Below are 18,228 nucleotides of genomic sequence, written 5' to 3'. Positions count from 1 at the left end.
CGTAAAATATGTTTAATTAGGTGAAAGTAAGTGTGGGTAGGCGACTATCGGCACTTTGCTTAATTAAACAATATAATTATTTGTATAAAGGAATGCCATTATGATGAAACAACAATGGAAGTGGCGGCAGTTAGTATCGATAACACTGTTTTTTTTCATCATATCTTTTTCCAGTTCAATTACGGCATTAACATCAAATAACTTACCTGATAAGAATGAAATAAAAAGTGCGCTCAGCGCATTGAATAAAAAAAGTTCACTCAGTGAAGAAGATAAACTTGCTCTCGCTGATCTGGAAAAAACCTCAGATTTTTATAACGAGCTGGATAAACTCGAACAGCGAACGGCTGAACTGCAAAAAAAACTGAGTAACGCGAGTGAAGAATCGAAACAAGCAGCACAAGGTTTGTTGCAAATAAAAAATGAAAATGAGCAGCGCACCGAAAATTTCCTACGAAAAATACAAGATAGTTCTCTTTCACAATTAGAAGCATTACAAGCCTCTTATTTAGAAAATCTGCAAACAGAACAAAATGACCTTGCAACCTATAGTAGCCAATTAATTGGCTTACAAACGCAGCCTGAAAGGGCACAAGCGATGATGTTGGAAAATGCGAGGCGCTTACAGGAAATTCGTAATGAGCTAAATAGTTCATTGAATGAATCTGTGAATTTAAGACCAACTCAAATTACCATGCTGCAAGTTGAACAGTATTTATTGCAGCAACAAAATGAATATCAAAAACGTATTCTACAGGCTAACACTCAATTACAAGATGTGCTGCAAAAACAGCGTGATTATACCGCCGCCTATATTGAGCAATTGGAACATCATATTCAGCAAGTACAAAACGCGATTAGCCATCGTCGCCTAAATGACTCCCAATCAACAGTGCGTGAAGCATTGAGTACTTCTGAAACCGATATTGAAGCGCAACAGAATCCCATTATTCAAAAAGAAATTGCGATTAATAATGCGCTCAGTGACCGTTTAATCGCAGTGACAGAAAGTAGTAATAAACTGGTGCAAAATGGTATTCGAGTGAAAACATGGCTTGAAAGAGCGACGCAGTCAGAACGAAATCTAAAAGAACAAATTAATGTATTACGCGGTAGCTTATTGCTTTCACGAATTTTATTTCAACAACAAATTGATTTGCCTCCTGACATTTTAACTAAGAATTTACCTACAACGATTGCCGATTTGCGGCTTGAACAGTTTGATATTAACCAACAGCGTGATGAGCTTTACCAACCTAATGATTATATTACGAAGTTGGAACAGCAATTTGAGATAAAAACAGGGGATGAGCCAGCAAATAGCACATTATTATCAGCTGAAGATAAATCCTCGTTATTGAAACTATTGGAAGTACGTCGGGGGTTATTAGACGAACTTAACCAGCAGCTTGGTGGGCAAATTTCGCAAGCTATCAACTTGCAATTGGATCAAAACCAATTATTGAGTGTGGTGAGTTCTCTTGAAAACACATTAGCCCAGCAAATATTTTGGGTGAATAGTAATAAACCAATTGATTTGGAATGGGTTAAAGGTTTCCCTGAAGCCGCAGCAACACAAATTAATAGCTTTGATTTTAGTTTATCGAATCGCAGTATTAAACGGGGAATGAGTAATTCACTGTTAGTTGTTATTCCACTTGTATTGGTCGCGCTGTTGTTTATTTGGTTTAACCGTAAAATTAATAATCGATTGCAAGATATTGACCAACGGCTTTCCAGTTTGCGTAACGATAGTGTGTTAAGCACACCTTTTGCGCTACTGCTGACATTAATGCAAACCTTACCTATTTCACTGTTTTTACTGGCATTTGGCTATTGGTTCTTGAAAACAGGAAATGTACAAGGGCCATTCTTCTGGCAATTTTGCCAACAGTTGGCGATATTTTGGGCATTATTTGAGCTGACTTTTCGCGTGTTAAAACCGCAAGGTATTGCTCGAAAACATTTTGGTATCGAAAAAGAGAAAATATCCCAGACGCGGCGCCAAATGCTCCGGTTATCGATTCCGTTGGTACCACTCATTTTCTTCTCCACTTATGGGGTTACTAACCCACTGAAAGTGTCTGAGGACGTGATAGGTCAGTTGATCGTGCTGGTTTCTCTTATCCTGTTATGTATCTTTACTGTTCCTTTTTGCAAACAAGTTTGGCAAGAGAAGGGTAGTCACTTAACGCGTAGTATTGTCGTGACATTGCTGACATTTTCGCCATTAATTTTAGTGGGCTTAATGATGGCAGGCTACTACTACACCACTTTACGCTTAGCAAACCGTTGGATAGACAGTTTATACCTGTTATTGCTGTGGTATATCACTTATAGCGCGTGTTTGAGGGGGTTAACATTGGTTGCCCGTAAATTGGCGTATCAGCGTGCTATTGAGCGGCGTGCGATGTTGAAGCAAGAAGAGGTTGAGAACGAACCTATTAAAGAACCCCCAATGACCATTGAGCTGATTAGCCAGCAATCGTTACGCCTTACCACGATGGTGTTGTTTATTATCTTTGCATTGGCGTTTTACGCAATTTGGTCTGATTTCATCACTATTTTCTCTTTCTTAGATAGCGTGAATTTGTGGAGCTATACCGCCACATCGGCAGATGGAGGAAATATCTTACAATTCGTCACGTTAGCGAATTTAATTTTGGCTCTGGTGATCATTATTGTTGCTTGGGTGATGACGCGAAATCTCCCCGGGTTACTGGAGGTTTTGGTCTTGTCGCGGTTAAAACTTCGTCAAGGTTCCACTTATGCCATCACGACAATATTGACTTATATTATTGTGGGAATTGGGGCGATCGCCTCATTAGGGATGATTGGTGTCACGTGGAACAAGCTGCAATGGTTGGCGGCAGCCTTAACGGTCGGGTTAGGGTTTGGTTTACAAGAAATTTTTGCTAACTTTGTTTCAGGGATCATTTTATTGTTTGAGCGGCCGATCCGCATTGGCGATACGGTCACTATTGGGACCTATTCAGGAACAGTCAGTAAAATTCGCATTCGTGCAACAACGATCGTCGATTTTGATCGTAAAGAAGTGATCATACCCAATAAAGCATTTGTGACTGAGCGGTTGATCAACTGGTCGCTATCAGACACCGTTACACGTATTACGATTGCGATCGGGGTAGCGTATGGTTCTGATCTTGATAAAGTAAAACGCGTTTTACTATCTGCCGCAACCAGTAACAGCAAGGTAATGACGGAACCTGCTCCCAATGTTTATTTCACCAGTTTTGGCGCGAGCACGCTAGATCATGAATTGCGTTTTTATGTGCGGCAGATAGGTGACCGTGGTGTGACCAGCGATGAAGTGAACCGTGCGATAGATAAATTATGTCGAGAAAATGATATTGATATTGCATTCAACCAGTTAGAAGTTCATTTGCATAATAGCAAAGGGGATGAAGTGCAAGAAGTGAAACGTACACCAAAAGACAGTGATGACAACCTACCAAGTTAATTAGATTTCATCTGTGCGGGTGGCTTGTGCCGCCTGCATCTGTTTGGAAACATAATCATTTTTAACAATATCAAGAGCTTTTAATACAATATCGGCTTCAATATCTGAATTTTCGAGTAAATAAATCAAATCAACGGCAAGTTGTACTTCTTGTGGGGCATCTTTGAGCGAATTCATAGCGTTCCCTTCTAATATTTAATCAAAGTATTGATTTTCTTGATGTTCAATGGCTTTTTCAATGCGCAAAAGTGCTTGGCGGCATCGGTACAAACGGCCTGCGAGTACAGCGAGTTCTTTTTGGCATTGGTGCTGCAAACGGTGGTCGGTTAGCTCACTTAAATGAAGTTCTTTTTCACTCACCATGGCCTGCAAGCGTCGTTCATAGTCTTGGTGTTGTGATAAACGTTCATATAAATCAACCTGTTCCCTTTTTTTAGTGAAACTAGACTCTTTTTCACGTAAAGTTTGTGTAGAGATCTCTCGTGAAATTGCTTGCATTTGATGGACAATTTTCTCAGTCAGAAAATTGACCTGCTCGCTGTGGTTTAACGTTACGCTATGGCACAATTGCTGGTATAAGGTCTGTAATTCGTTTTGGCAATCACCCAAACGGGTTGATTTGCGACTAAACAATTGCATATCGAAGCGTGAATGTGAAAACTCAAGATCCTTTATGGGTTCCACTCGTGTTTTCAATTCATCAATTTGCTTTTTTAACGCGTCCAAAAGAGCGGGAATTTTCATTTTTTGTTCTCATTAAGTGTCAAAAATAGCGGAATATTGATATTCAGCAACAAAACTGATGCCAAATTGACGGCTTCTTATTGCATTTTTATGGTACTTTACATAGATTCTACACTTTCGTGTTTACTACATGGCTTTTATTATGACCGCTAAAGAGCAACAACTGCAATTGATTAAAGAAAGTATCGCATCGATTCAAAATTATCCAATCGAAGGCGTGATCTTTCGTGACATTACGACTTTATTAAATAACCCTGCTGCATACCAAGCAACGATTGATATGTTAGTGGAACATTATCAAAATAAAGGCGTCACTAAAATTGTAGGAACTGAAGCGCGTGGTTTCCTATTTGGCGCGCCAGTTGCATTACGTTTAGGCGTAGGTTTTGTCCCTGTGCGTAAAAAAGGGAAATTACCACGTGAAGTATTGAGTATGACTTACGACCTTGAGTATGGCACCGATACGCTTGAGATCCATAAAGATAGCATCAGCCCTGAAGATAACGTCTTAGTTGTTGATGACTTACTCGCGACCGGTGGTACCGTGGAAGCAACGGTAAGAATGATCAAACAGCTTGGTGCTAATGTTGTTGATGCGGCATTTATCATCTGTTTACCTGATCTTGGCGGCGTTGAACGTCTACAAAAAGAAGGTGTTTCTTCTTATAGCCTTGTTGAGTTCCCAGGCCACTAATCTTTATTTTCCCTCTATTTTTATCACAGCCTCGCTGTATAGGTTGAGGCTGTGGTAGCATGGTACTATGATTATATATATTCACGTACCATGTTAAATGACAGTGGAATCCATGAGCTATCAGGTACTTGCCCGTAAGTGGCGCCCCCAAAAATTTTCAGACGTTGTTGGCCAACAGCACGTTTTGACTGCACTCGCTAATGGGCTAACGCATCAGCGGCTTCATCACGCCTATCTTTTCTCAGGTACACGTGGTGTAGGGAAAACGACAATTGCGCGCCTATTTGCTAAAGGTCTTAATTGTGAAACAGGGATCACCGCCTCGCCTTGTGGACAATGCGCTAATTGCCTTGAAATAGAACAAGGGCGATTTGTCGATTTAATTGAAATTGATGCGGCTTCCCGTACTAAAGTCGAAGACACTCGTGAATTATTAGACAACGTCCAATACGCACCAGCACGTGGGCGTTTCAAAGTTTATTTAATTGACGAAGTACATATGCTGTCTCGTCATAGTTTCAATGCGTTGTTAAAAACCCTTGAAGAACCGCCTGAACATGTGAAGTTTTTATTGGCGACGACGGACCCGCAAAAACTCCCCGTGACCATTTTGTCTCGCTGTTTGCAATTCCATCTAAAAGCGTTAGATGTCACGCAAATCAGTGAGCAACTTGAACTCATCCTAAATGCAGAAAATATTGAGCATGACCAACGTGCTCGCCAGCTGATAGCAAGAGCGGCTGATGGTAGTTTACGTGATGCATTAAGCTTAACTGACCAAGCCATTGCGATGGGGCAAGGGAAAGTCACGGCTGATATTGTCAGCCAAATGCTAGGAACCCTTGATGACGAGCAGCCATTAGCCATTATTGAAGCACTAGTACGTGCCGATAGCATGGCGGTAATGGAGCAGGTGGAGCAAGCTGCCAGTCGCGGAGCGGATTGGGAGAACTTGCTGGTGGAAATTTTGTCGCAATTACACCGTATCGCTATGATCCAACTGCTTCCTGCTGAACAAGAAACAGACCCGTCATCGACAGAAGGGCGGCTACGGCAGGTCGCAAGGGTCATTTCCCCTGCAGACCTTCAACTGTTTTACCAAACGTTATTAGTCGGAAGGAAAGAACTTCCCTATGCCCCTGAGCGGCGTATGGGGGTTGAAATGGCACTATTACGTGCATTAGCTTTTCATCCTAAAAATGTGATTGCTGAAATTGAAGCACCGCCAAAAGTTATTCCACAAGCCGCTGTTCAATCTGCACCGTCTGCGGCATCAAATATGACGCAAAGGGTGCCTCCGACACAAGCGCGAGCAGAAAATCTGCCAGACAATAGCCCAACGTTACAGTTATTGAAGGCTAGGCAGGCGTTACAATCTCCACAAAGTGAGGATCCTAGCCCAAAAAAGGCTAAACCGGTGACGCCTGAAAGGGCTAAGCCGGCGGCATCAGCACTGGAAAGGCTGGCCGCCGTGACCAGCAAACATCAACAAAATGTGGTTAATAAAGCGTCTCAGGCGGCAAAACCACAAAAACCAAAGCAATACCAATGGAAGCCTCAAAATGAAGAGGCGATGGCGCCAAAAGAGGCAGTGACAACGCCAAGCGGGATCAAAGAGGCGTTAGAATATGAAAAAACGCCTGAGTTAGCCGTTAAAATTATTGAGGAAGGGCGAGTTCGTGACAGTTGGTCAGGGAAAATTGCAAAATTAAATATTCCCAAACTGGTTGAACAATTAGCTTTGAATTCATATATAGAAGAGTTAAGCGAGTCGCAAATTGTTTTACATTTGCGCTCGGCTCAGAAGCATCTCGATAAACCATCGGCACACAAAGCGTTGGAAGAAGCTCTGAGCGAACTATATGGTCGTACTGTTGAACTGAAAATCGTTCATGATGATAATAGCGAGGTGAAAACCCCGCTAGAATGGCGACAGGCGATTTATGAAGAAAAACTGGCACAAGCGCGCCAGTCTATTATTGCGGATAAAACGATTCAAAAACTGCGCTCAATGTTTGATGCGCAATTAGATGAAGAGAGTATTCGCCCCGTTTAACGCTACAGTCTCATTGTTAAGCTGTAGCCTCAGTTGTGAGAGATAACTATGTTTGGTAAAGGTGGATTGGGTAACCTGATGAAACAGGCCCAGCAAATGCAAGATAAAATGCAAAAAGTTCAGGAAGAAATCGCTCAACTCGAAGCTACAGGTGAGTCTGGAGCTGGCTTAGTTAAAGTGACCATTAATGGTTCACACAACTGCCGTCGTGTTGAAATCGACCCTAGCTTGCTTGAAGACGACAAAGAAATGTTAGAAGATTTGATTGCCGCGGCATTCAATGATGCTGCACGTCGTATCGAAGAAACTCAGAAAGAAAAAATGGCGAGTGTTTCCAGTGGTATGCAATTACCACCAGGCTTTAAGATGCCATTCTAATGCAAACAAGTCCGCTTCTTGAATCGTTGATGGAAGCGCTGCGCTGTCTTCCGGGGGTTGGCCCCAAGTCAGCGCAGCGAATGGCTTTTCATCTTTTACAGCGTGACCGTAGTGGTGGAATGCGTTTAGCACAATCACTCACTCGAGCCATGTCTGAAATAGGCCACTGTCGTGATTGCAGAACATTTACAGAACAAGATGTTTGTAATATTTGTGATAACCCACGCCGCCAACAGAATGGCTTAATTTGTGTGGTTGAAAGCCCCGCAGATATCTATGCAATCGAACAAACCGGGCAATTTTCCGGCCGCTATTTTGTACTTATGGGGCATTTATCACCACTTGATGGCATTGGCCCTATGGATATCGGTCTTGATAGGCTCGAAGAGCGTTTGGCGTCAGAGACGGTCAATGAGGTGATTTTAGCAACTAACCCAACGGTAGAAGGGGAAGCGACGGCAAATTATATTGGGCAAATGTGTGGCCAATATGGAGTGGCGGCGAGCCGAATTGCACACGGGGTGCCTGTTGGCGGAGAACTGGAGCTTGTCGATAGTACGACGTTATCGCATTCGCTCTCCGGCCGCTCTCGGTTGTAATATCCTCGTCATATTTCAAGCTGTAGGGGTGTTGGCTGCACTCGGCGACTCGGGTCACATACTGATGTATGCTCCCCGAGATCTCCTCATTTGCCGCCTACCTACAACTTGAACTATTTAGAGGATAGTATTGATTTCGTTTTTCTAAAATTACCCTATAGAATTCAGTTACTAATTTAAGCCGTAGGGGGCTGCACTCGGTGACTCAGGTCATATACTGGTATGCTCCTAGGGATTAACGCATTTGACGCCTAGCTACAGCACAAATTATTTAGAGGATATGTTTGGGGGTGATTAAAACGATCCCTTTCATCAACTTCCTTTAGAATGATGACGGATGTGATTATTTTCTTTCTAATCATTAGCTTTTGGTTCTGATGGTTTAAATTTTTTGTTCTTTTCGCTTGAATTTCTGTTTTTCGCCCCCAACTAATCTGCATCGATAAGTCAAACCTATCCAATTAGATTGATGAAATAGAGGCGATTAATGAGTATGAAAGGACAGGAAACGCGTGGTTTCCAATCAGAAGTTAAACAACTCCTCCAATTAATGATCCACTCTCTTTATTCAAATAAAGAGATTTTCTTACGCGAATTGATCTCCAACGCATCAGATGCGGCGGATAAACTGCGTTTTCGTGCATTATCTAAACCCGAACTGTATGAAAACGATGGTGAGCTGCGCGTGCGCATTAGTGCTGACAAAGACCAAGGTACATTGACCATCAGCGATAACGGTATCGGTATGAGCCGTGAAGAGGTGATTGAAAACCTCGGAACTATCGCGAAGTCCGGCACAAAAGCATTCTTAGAATCATTAGGTAGTGACCAAGTCAAAGATAGCCAAATGATTGGTCAATTTGGTGTGGGCTTCTATTCTGCATTTATCGTGGTTGACAAAGTAACGGTACGTAGCCGTGCGGCAGGTGCTCCTGCAAATGAAGGTGTGTTCTGGGAATCTGCTGGTGAAGGTGAATACACCATCGCTGATATTGAAAAAGCCGAACGCGGCACCGAAATTACCTTGCATTTGCGCGATGACGAAAAAGAATATTTGGATAACTGGCGCTTGCGTTCAGTGATTAGCAAATATTCTGACCATATTGCTTTACCAGTTGAAATCGAAGAAAAAAATGAAGAAGACGGTACGATCACTTGGGAAAAAATTAACCAAGCGAAAGCATTATGGACGCGTAGTAAGTCTGAAATTTCAGACGAAGAATATACCGAGTTCTATAAACATATTTCCCATGACTACGCAGACCCACTAATATGGTCACATAACCGTGTAGAAGGTAAGCAAGAGTATACCAGCCTGCTGTATGTACCTTCTAAAGCGCCATTTGATTTATGGAATCGTGACCAACAACACGGCTTGAAACTCTATGTTCAACGCGTATTTATTATGGATGACGCAGAACAGTTCATGCCGAATTACCTGCGTTTTATTCGTGGGGTGTTGGACTCCAATGATTTACCGTTGAACGTTTCGCGGGAAATACTGCAAGACAGCGCATTAACTCGTAGTTTGCGCAGTGCATTAACCAAGCGCGTTCTGCAAATGCTGGAAAAACTGGCTAAATCAGATGCAGAAAAATACCAAACCTTCTGGCAACAATTCGGTTTAGTGATGAAAGAAGGCCCTGCGGAAGATATGGCAAATGGTGAAACTATTGCTAAACTCCTGCGTTTTGCAACGACTCATACTGATAGCAGTGTACAGAACGTCTCTTTAGACGATTATGTAAGCCGTATGGTTGAGGGCCAAGATAAAATTTACTACATCACGGCAGACAGCTATGCAGCGGCAAAAGGCAGCCCGCATCTTGAGTTATTCCGTAAAAAAGGCATAGAAGTCTTGCTGTTATCTGACCGTATTGATGAATGGATGATGAATTACTTATCGGAATTCGACGGTAAACAGTTCCAATCCGTAAGTAAAGCCGATGAGTCATTAGATAAGCTAGCGGATGAAAACAAAGCGGAACAAGAGGAAGCTGATAAGCAATTAGAGCCTTTTATTGAGCGCGTTAAGTCATTCCTAGGTGAGCGTGTTAAAGAGGTTAAACTCACGCATCGCTTAACGGATACACCTGCAATTGTCACGACAGATGTAGATGAAATGAGTACACAGATGGCGAAACTGTTTGCAGCAGCAGGACAAGCCGCGCCAGAAGTGAAATATAACTTCGAATTGAACCCAACGCATCCTTTGGTTAAAAAAGCAGCTGAAGTCACTGATGAGTCCGTGTTTGCTGATTGGGTTGATGTCCTGTTGGATCAAGCATTATTAGCAGAACGTGGTACATTGGAAGATCCAAACCTATTTATACGAAAAATCAATGAATTACTTCTAAAGTAATTTAATCTAGTATTTTCGTTATTGAGCATAAACCACGCTTTTGCTTGTGCTTTAGCGTGGTTTTTTTCTTTTGCGAAAAAAGATAAATGCGAAATCGTTTACGTGTGTTCTTGAGTAAAGCGGCATGCTAATGGTATGGTAGCTTGTTTTCTTTTCAAATTATAAAAATCTAAATAGCAAGGGGTTTACGCAATGCGTATCATTCTGCTTGGCGCTCCAGGCGCTGGTAAGGGCACTCAAGCTCAATTTATTATGGAAAAGTTTGGGATCCCTCAAATTTCAACCGGTGACATGTTACGTGCCGCTGTTAAATCAGGGAGCGAACTTGGTTTACAAGCTAAAGAGCTGATGGATAACGGTAAATTAGTTACTGATGAATTAGTTATCGCATTAGTTAAAGAGCGCATCAAACAAGATGACTGCCGCAATGGCTTCTTGTTGGATGGGTTCCCCCGTACTATCCCTCAAGCGGACGCCATGAAAGAAGCTGGCATCACTGTTGATAACGTGCTGGAATTTGATGTACCTGATGAAATCATTGTTGAGCGCATCATTGGTCGTCGTGTGCATGCACCATCAGGCCGTGTTTATCATATCAACTTTAACCCACCAAAGGTTGAAGGCAAAGACGATGTAACAGGTGAAGAACTAACCATCCGTAAAGATGACCAAGAAGACACCGTACGTAAGCGTCTGGTTGAATACCATGCATTAACTGCACCTTTAATTGCGTATTACCAAAATGAAGCTAAACAAGGGAATACCAAGTACTTCAAATTAGACGGTACGCGTAAAGTAGCAGAAGTTAGTGAAGAACTGGCGAAAATTTTAGGTTAATATTTGTACTTATCATGATGTGTATTGCAGTAATAGTCACTGCAATTCGAATTATTTTAAGTATAAGGTATTATATGGAGGCAGCGATGATCGCTGCCTTTGTTTTTTATACCACTTGGTGACAAAAATCGTTAATTAACTGTGCTAAAGTTGGGAATAATTATCAATTAGGAGTTGTTTCATGTCAGAAAAAAAATACGGCATTTTGTTAGCTAACCTAGGAACCCCTGATGCCCCAACGACCTCAGCAGTGAAACGCTATTTAGCCGAATTTCTTAGTGATAAACGCGTTATTGATGTACCCCGCTTGATTTGGAAACCCATTTTGCATGGGGCGATTTTACCGCTTCGTTCTTCTAAGGTAGCGAAATTATACCAATCTATTTGGTTAGAAGGTGGCTCGCCATTACTGGTTTATTCTTTACGTCAAAAGCAAAAACTCGCTGAATTATTGCCGAATACTGCCGTAGAGATAGGTATGAGTTATGGTTCACCTTCAATTAAAAGTGCGGTGGATAGCTTGCTAGACCAAGGCGTGACCGATTTAGTGGTACTTCCACTGTATCCACAGTACTCCTGTACGACAACTGCAGCGGTGTATGATGCATTAACGAGAGCATTTGCAAGCAGACGTACCATTCCAAGTGTGCAATTTATTCGGAGCTATGCGACACATCCCGCTTATATTCAAGCGCTAGTCAGCTCGATAGAAGAAAGCTTTGCTCTGCATGGTGAGCCAGATAGGCTTATATTGTCTTTCCATGGTATTCCGCAGCGTTATTGTGATACCGGAGATATTTACCAGCAAGAATGCGAAAAAACGGCGGAGGCACTCCGTGAGGCGCTGAATTATCCAAGTGACAAAGTCATGCTTACCTACCAGTCACGTTTTGGACGTGAGCCTTGGTTGATGCCTTATATGGATAAAACGATGCATGAATTACCCGCACAAGGAGTAAAGTCAGTTCAGGTCATTTGCCCAGGGTTTTCAGTTGATTGCTTAGAAACATTAGAAGAAATTAGCGAGCAAAATAAAGAGTTTTTTATGAGTAGTGGCGGCAATAAATATAATTACATACCGGCGTTAAATGATAATCCAAATAGTATTCATATGATTAATTCAATAATTCAAGATGTACTGAAATAAGTAATTCAGTAAATTAATGCAGAAAAGTTTGCTTATCGATATATCAATAAGCTGATTATAGACTATAATCACTTATCTGAAATTATAAATGATTGAATGAATGTTATGTCTTTTGGAATTAATATGAGCAATAAGCAGCAGCCACCACAAGGTAATATAGAGCAGAAGTCGTCTTCTGCTCATCAATTTCATATACAGCAAAACGATGAAATTGATTTGATGGCCTTGTTTTCCATTTTGTTAAAACATAAATTTTTGATTCTTATATTTACGATTGTTTGTATTGGGGTAAGTGTTGGTGTTGTTAAGTTATTACCTCAAAAATGGAGCAGTACTGCTATTGTTATTCCTCCTGCATCTGAAGAGCTTAAAGAAGTCAATGCATTTAAAGCGCAATTGGATGTCTTAGATATTCCTATTGATCTCAGTGCTCAACGTGTTTTTACTGCATTTATTGACCAATATCGTTCGAAAGTTAATCAAGAGAGTTATATAAGAAGTACTGAGTATTATCATAATCTTGCAGAGAAAATTGACCCAAAAGATGATGTTATCGCTCAGCAAAGGTTAGTAAACTCAATCATTTCTAATGATATTAAAATTCAAGATCTCTCAAAAGAGAAAAACAGTACTTCAAGTGATATTGTTTTGAGCTTTACTGCCCCTTTGCCAACGGAAGCCCAGGACTTACTTGAAGGTTATATTCGCTATAGTGCATCGAAAGTAAGGCAACAGTTAAAAGTTGAAATCGACAATATGATTTCAGAGAAACTTATTTATGCCAGTGAGTCACTAAAACGCGAAGTCAGCAAAATTCAAACGGAATACGATGTTAAGGTTGAAAGGCTTAAACGAGCTGTTGATATTGCAAAAGCGGCTGGAATTGAAAAGCCGATAGCCAGCGATTCTGTTGCTATCAATGATGACCCTGATTACCCTATTGCGTTAGGAACTGAAGCTTTAGAGAAAAAATTACTGATCGAAACCCAAAATCGTGATTTGGCATTGATGAGCGAAAACCTACAAAACCGTAAAATTTATATTGATGATTTACAAGAGTTAACCAGTAAAGAATTAAATTTTACGCCAGTTAAATTTATTTTAACGCCAGACTTACCGTTGCATAAAGATTCACCAAAATCATCGTTAATTGTTGCATTAAGCGCAATACTTGGTTTAATTTTGAGTTGTGCATTTGTGTTAAGTCGGGAACTTTACCGCGATTATAAATATCAAAATCAGTAAAATAACTTCCAAATGACAAACAATGGAGCCAGTGCCTTCTTTGCAGGTGCTGGCTTTACTTTATCGTGCTAGAATAGGGCGATGTTCCATTGTTAATCTTCTAATTATGAAATTCCCCGGTCAACGCAAGTCAAAACACTATTTTCCTGTTAGCCTCAGAGATCCTTTATTACAGCCTTTAAAAGAAACATTGGCGGATGATGAGAATTGTAAGTCCTATATCGTTGGTATCGATCAAACACTAGTCGATATTGAAGCGAAAGTGGATGACGATTTCATTCAGCGCTACCAGTTGAGTAAGGGACATTCATTGGTTATTGAAGATGATGCCGCTGAAGCTTTATATAAAGAACTTACAGATAATGCATTGATTACTCATGAGTTTGCGGGTGGGACAATTGGCAATACACTGCACAATTATTCAGTATTAGCCGATGACAGATCTGTGTTATTGGGCACAATGTGTAATAACATCCAAATTGGTAGCTATGCCTATCGCTATTTATGCCACACCTCAAGCCGTATGGATTTAAATTTTCTACAAGGTGTGGATGGCCCTATTGGGCGTTGTTTTACCTTAGTTACTGAAAATGGCGAGCGAACTTTTGCTATCAGTCCAGGCCATATGAACCGCTTGCACCCAAATAGCATTCCCGAAGATATCATTGCGGGGGCTTCCGCGCTGGTTTTAACGGCTTATTTAGTCCGCTGCAAACCCGGAGAAACTATGCCGGATGCGACTATGCAGGCTATTGCGTATGCGAAAAAGCATAATGTTCCCGTTGTGTTGACGCTTGGAACTAAATTTGTCATCGCTCAAGACCCTCAGTTCTGGCGTGATTTCTTAGCGGAACATATTTCAGTAGTTGCAATGAATGAAGATGAAGCACAGGAGCTGACAGGGCTGAGTGACCCATTACTTGCCTCTAATATGGCATTAGACTGGGTCGATTTAGTTTTATGCACAGCGGGCCCGTCAGGCTTGTATATGGCTGGCTATACGGAAGACGCTTATAAACGTACGACGCAGCACCCACTATTGCCGGGGGCGATTGCAGAATTTAACTTATACGAGTTTAGCCGAGCAATGCGTCAGCAAGATTGCCAAGTTCCATTACGAATTTTCTCGCATATTGAGCCTTACATGGGCGGGCCTGAGAAAATCATGAACACGAATGGGGCGGGAGACGGGGCTTTATCTGCATTACTTCACGATATTACTGCCAATTCTTACCATCGCTCTAATGTGCCTAATTCCAGTAAACATGAGCGCCAATACTTAACTTATTCATCTTTAGCCCAAGTGTGTAAATATGCTAATCGTGTAAGTTATCAAGTATTAACTCAGCATTCGCCTCGCTTGACTCGTGGCTTACCTGAAAAAGAAGATAGCTTAGAAGAATCTTATTGGGAACGTTAAAGCGAAATAATTCTCATTTTAATTAATGATATCGATTTTAAGGCACTTCAATATAATTGTTATTGAGGTGCCTTTATTTTTGAACAATTATTTTGATGAATTGTTGTCACTAAATTTTATTAATTGAAGTAATTATTTACATTCAAATTATGCATCTATAAATAATGTAATGGTTAATGATGACTAATATAAATAACCATATAGTGAGTGCAATGTTAATAATTGATGAGAGTTTGAATTAATTTCAGGCAAATAAATAAAAGCTGCATACTACTTTATGAGTATTTATATTTAGTATGCAGCGAGTTGTATATTTAAATATATAAATATGATTAATGTTGCTTCGCAACAGCGAGTTCACTTTCTTCTTTGGCTATTTCAGCCGCTTTTATATCTTCAGCTTCATAGCGCATTGCTTGTGGCACTGATATTTTAATCGCAATAAATACCGCTAAGAAGCCACCAACCAACTTACCAAGCAGAATAGGTAAAACAAGCGTGGGTTGGAAATTGGCCGTGAACGCAAGGTGGTCACCGATGGTGGCTTGCGCACAAACACCAAATGCAACGCAGAGTACTTTGTCTCTAGCTCGCATTTCTTTGAATAAATGATAAGTTGCAATAATGTTTGCCATAACCATAATAAAACCCAAAGACCCGGTATCACTCAGTTTTAAACGGTTACTTAATGCACGCACTAAAGGTTTACAGTAGCGTTGGAACAAATAACAAATTGGGAATGTACCCGCTAACATAATACCGATATAGCCCGCAATTTCGATGGCGCGGAATAACTCATTTTGGTCCGCAAACAGTGGGTCGAAGCCCCATGCCCCGAAAACTTTAGTGAATACCCCGGTAAAGTGTTCAACGATTGAAAATGCTAAGACTAATTTGACGAATGCATCCATGATTTTACCGAAAATCAGGAAACCCGTTACCATTAACATTGGGCGATATTTTAGCCCAGCAGCTAATAAAAAACAGAATACAAACAGCGGCATCAAGTATTGCAACATGGTAAAGAAATCTAAGGTTAATTGATGTGCTGCCGGTGAGTTTGTAGAGATAATATCCCTGACAGGAATATTATTGAACGTAATTAATAGCAGTGAAGCGAGTACGCCAAATGGTATTGAGATCAACCCAGCCATTGCACCAAGCGCAAGGTATTTATGATCTTTGCGATTTAGCATTGTTAACCCTACTGGGATCAGGTAAACAATAGTGGCCCCAGAGGTATAACCGATCAACATTGCGGTGATCCACATGTCTCGATTCGTCGTCAGTGCATCGGCTAGTTGGTAACCGCCCATGTCAACTGCAATAATCGATAAGGCCGCAATGGAAACGTCTGATCCAACAGAGGAAAAGACAGGCCCAAGAATGTAAGAGATTAACTGTGAGAGTAGTGGAACTGCAGCCATGATCCCCGCTTGAGCAAGAAACACGGGACCAATAGAAAAGATCCCGTTAACAAACTCTTTTCCAAGATCGCTGGTGGGTCTGACAATGGATGCGACTGCGCCAATGATGGCTCCGCACATGATCAAGTAAATAATGTAATTTCCGAATTCAGCCATGGTAGGGTTTCCTTTTATTATTTTAGTGTCTTAATTGGCGAGAACGGGCAATGATGTCGCGATATTGTTCCATCACACCTTGCATGTTCGTTCCATCAGGATGTGTCACAGTAGCGTTGCGTCTTACCGCCATTTCGTGAGTGATACCGATGCCTTTGCGAGCCAGCAAGGCTGCGCCTAGTGCGGTGACTTCACGATTTGCTGGTGCTTCAATGTCTTTCTGTAATAAATTCGCTAAAAATTGTTTAAAATATTGATTTGAAGAAAGCCCTCCATCGACTGAGATTGATTGGCCTAACGGTGAAATTTTTTCCATTGCAAAAATAACTTCAGCGGAGCGCGCTGCGATGCCTTCCAAAACAGACTGCATCATATCTTTTTTGTCAGTATCTAATGAAAGCCCCGCCCAGAGACCCGCAGCACTGCGATCCCAGTATGGGCAGCCTAAACCAGATAACGCTGGGACAAAGGCGAGACCACGTTTAATCGCAGATTCAGCCCTGAAATCACCAAGCTCATCGAATGAGTCAAATAAACCGATTTTGCGAGCCCAATTGATGGCAGACGCTGCGTTGTACACGCCACCATCTAAGCCAAATACAGGGGGTTGATTGGGGAACTTCCAGCAGAGTGTGGGTAGTAAACCGCTGTCATGAGTTTGTGGTATATCTGTACCAGTCAATGCTTGCAAAAAAGCGCCTGTACCGAAGGTAATTTTTGCATCACCTTTTTCACGACAGCCATGGCCAAATGTGCCAGCAAATTGGTCAACAATAATGGCTGTGACTGGTGTGAGATGCCCATCGAGATTTACTGCACCAAAATCACCGATGTTATCTTTAATTGGTGGTAAGCAGTGGATGGGAACACCAAAAATGTCACACAGTTCTTGGTCCCATTCTAATGTATGAATGTTGAGTAATGACGTTCGAGATGCTGAGTTATAGTCGGTGACGAATACGCCACATAAACGGTCGAGAAAAAAAGCATCCATCGTACCGATACGTAGTTTATTTTTATCCGCTAATGTTTTTGCTCCGACGACATTTTCAATTATCCACCCCATTTTGCTGGCGGAAAAATACGGGTCGAGAGGTAATCCCGACTTAGATTGCACCAGTGGCTCTAACCCTGCCTCTTTGAGCATTGAGATGGTTTTCTCTGTCCGCAAGTCTTGCCAGACAATGGCATTGTATAAAGGACGCTTGCTGTCCGCATCCCATGCCACAATACTTTCACCTTGGTGACAAAGCCCAATAGCATCAACAACTTCACAGCTGTGTAAGCACTTAATGATGTTTGCCAGTATTTCCTCTGGGTCGTGTTCAACCCAACCACTATTCAATGTGATTTGCTTATGAGGAATGCTCATAGGGGAGTGGTAATGGCCGCCTTCTTCAAAGACAACGACCCGGGTTCCCGTTGTTCCCTGATCGATAGCCGCATAACGTTGATTGAGCATCACAGTATTCCCAGTGTTATAAATGTTGTAAATAGGTCTGTTTTTTTGCTTACTATCGTTTAATCGGAAATAAAATCCACAAAAAACTCACAGCAAGTTTCACTAATGTGACAAAACTCACAATAAAGTAACAATGTGAGTAAGTTTTTGGTTGTTGTTGTGCTTTGTGTTGTTTTAATTATTGTGATTGTGGGAATTGTGTGGTTTTATGTGTGCAAGT

At 41.4% G+C, this 18,228-nt stretch carries 14 protein-coding genes; 10 read left to right on the top strand and 4 right to left on the bottom strand.

Annotated elements, in window-relative coordinates; all coding sequences use genetic code 11:
• The first annotated feature begins 100 nt into the window (after positions 1–100).
• A complete protein-coding gene (gene mscK / locus CYG50_RS14065; RefSeq protein WP_102139399.1) occupies positions 101–3,481 on the top strand; it encodes a mechanosensitive channel MscK in 3,381 nt (1,126 codons plus the stop codon).
• Here the strand turns inward: mscK and CYG50_RS14060 are convergent, their stop codons facing one another.
• Together CYG50_RS14060 and priC are read right to left on the bottom strand one after the other, a co-directional pair.
• Positions 3,482–3,658: a DUF2496 domain-containing protein gene (locus CYG50_RS14060; RefSeq protein ID WP_102139398.1), complete on the bottom strand. Its 177-nt coding sequence runs from the start codon at positions 3,656–3,658 to the stop codon at positions 3,482–3,484.
• An 18-nt stretch (positions 3,659–3,676) separates the two neighbouring features.
• Entirely contained in the window at positions 3,677–4,225 is a 549-nt protein-coding gene (gene priC, locus CYG50_RS14055; RefSeq protein WP_102139397.1) for a primosomal replication protein PriC, read from the bottom strand.
• A 142-nt stretch (positions 4,226–4,367) separates the two neighbouring features.
• Between priC and apt the strand changes: the two genes are divergently transcribed.
• The 9 genes from apt to CYG50_RS14010 all read left to right on the top strand — a co-directional run bounded on the left by apt (position 4,368) and on the right by CYG50_RS14010 (position 14,963).
• Positions 4,368–4,919, top strand: a complete 552-nt coding sequence (apt, locus tag CYG50_RS14050) for an adenine phosphoribosyltransferase (protein ID WP_102139444.1) — start codon at positions 4,368–4,370, stop codon at positions 4,917–4,919.
• Between the two features lie 112 nt (positions 4,920–5,031).
• On the top strand, positions 5,032–6,975 hold the full coding sequence (gene dnaX, locus CYG50_RS14045) for a DNA polymerase III subunit gamma/tau (RefSeq protein ID WP_102139396.1): 1,944 nt from the start codon (positions 5,032–5,034) through the stop codon (positions 6,973–6,975).
• A 48-nt stretch (positions 6,976–7,023) separates the two neighbouring features.
• Complete coding sequence (locus CYG50_RS14040; protein ID WP_004260403.1) at positions 7,024–7,353, top strand: YbaB/EbfC family nucleoid-associated protein; 330 nt, start codon at positions 7,024–7,026, stop codon at positions 7,351–7,353.
• Positions 7,353–7,952, top strand: coding sequence for a recombination mediator RecR (recR, locus tag CYG50_RS14035; protein WP_102139395.1), 600 nt, complete (start codon positions 7,353–7,355; stop codon positions 7,950–7,952). Before CYG50_RS14040 ends, recR begins: the two co-directional genes overlap by 1 nt.
• Before the next feature lie 493 nt (positions 7,953–8,445).
• Positions 8,446–10,314, top strand: coding sequence for a molecular chaperone HtpG (gene htpG, locus CYG50_RS14030; RefSeq protein ID WP_168222888.1), 1,869 nt, complete (start codon positions 8,446–8,448; stop codon positions 10,312–10,314).
• 192 nt (positions 10,315–10,506) lie between these two features.
• A complete protein-coding gene (gene adk, locus CYG50_RS14025) occupies positions 10,507–11,151 on the top strand; it encodes an adenylate kinase (RefSeq protein WP_102139393.1) in 645 nt (214 codons plus the stop codon).
• 181 nt (positions 11,152–11,332) lie between these two features.
• Entirely contained in the window at positions 11,333–12,298 is a 966-nt protein-coding gene (hemH, locus tag CYG50_RS14020) for a ferrochelatase (protein WP_102139392.1), read from the top strand.
• A gap of 123 nt (positions 12,299–12,421) precedes the next feature.
• Entirely contained in the window at positions 12,422–13,543 is a 1,122-nt protein-coding gene (gene wzz(fepE) / locus CYG50_RS14015; protein WP_181490076.1) for an LPS O-antigen length regulator Wzz(fepE), read from the top strand.
• Between the two features lie 106 nt (positions 13,544–13,649).
• Entirely contained in the window at positions 13,650–14,963 is a 1,314-nt protein-coding gene (locus CYG50_RS14010; protein WP_102139442.1) for an inosine/guanosine kinase, read from the top strand.
• Positions 14,964–15,295: 332 nt separating this feature from the next.
• On the opposite strand, the gene eutH is transcribed toward CYG50_RS14010, so the two are convergent.
• The gene (eutH, locus tag CYG50_RS14005) at positions 15,296–16,546 is read right to left on the bottom strand and encodes an ethanolamine utilization protein EutH (RefSeq protein WP_102139391.1); all 1,251 of its coding nucleotides are present in this window, start codon (positions 16,544–16,546) and stop codon (positions 15,296–15,298) included.
• A 22-nt stretch (positions 16,547–16,568) separates the two neighbouring features.
• On the bottom strand, positions 16,569–18,008 hold the full coding sequence (locus CYG50_RS14000; protein WP_102139390.1) for an FGGY family carbohydrate kinase: 1,440 nt from the start codon (positions 18,006–18,008) through the stop codon (positions 16,569–16,571).
• Positions 18,009–18,228 lie beyond the last annotated feature (220 nt).

The organism is Providencia huaxiensis, assembly GCF_002843235.3.
Taxonomy (GTDB): domain Bacteria; phylum Pseudomonadota; class Gammaproteobacteria; order Enterobacterales; family Enterobacteriaceae; genus Providencia; species Providencia huaxiensis.
This window is presented reverse-complemented; position numbering and strand designations above follow the sequence as displayed.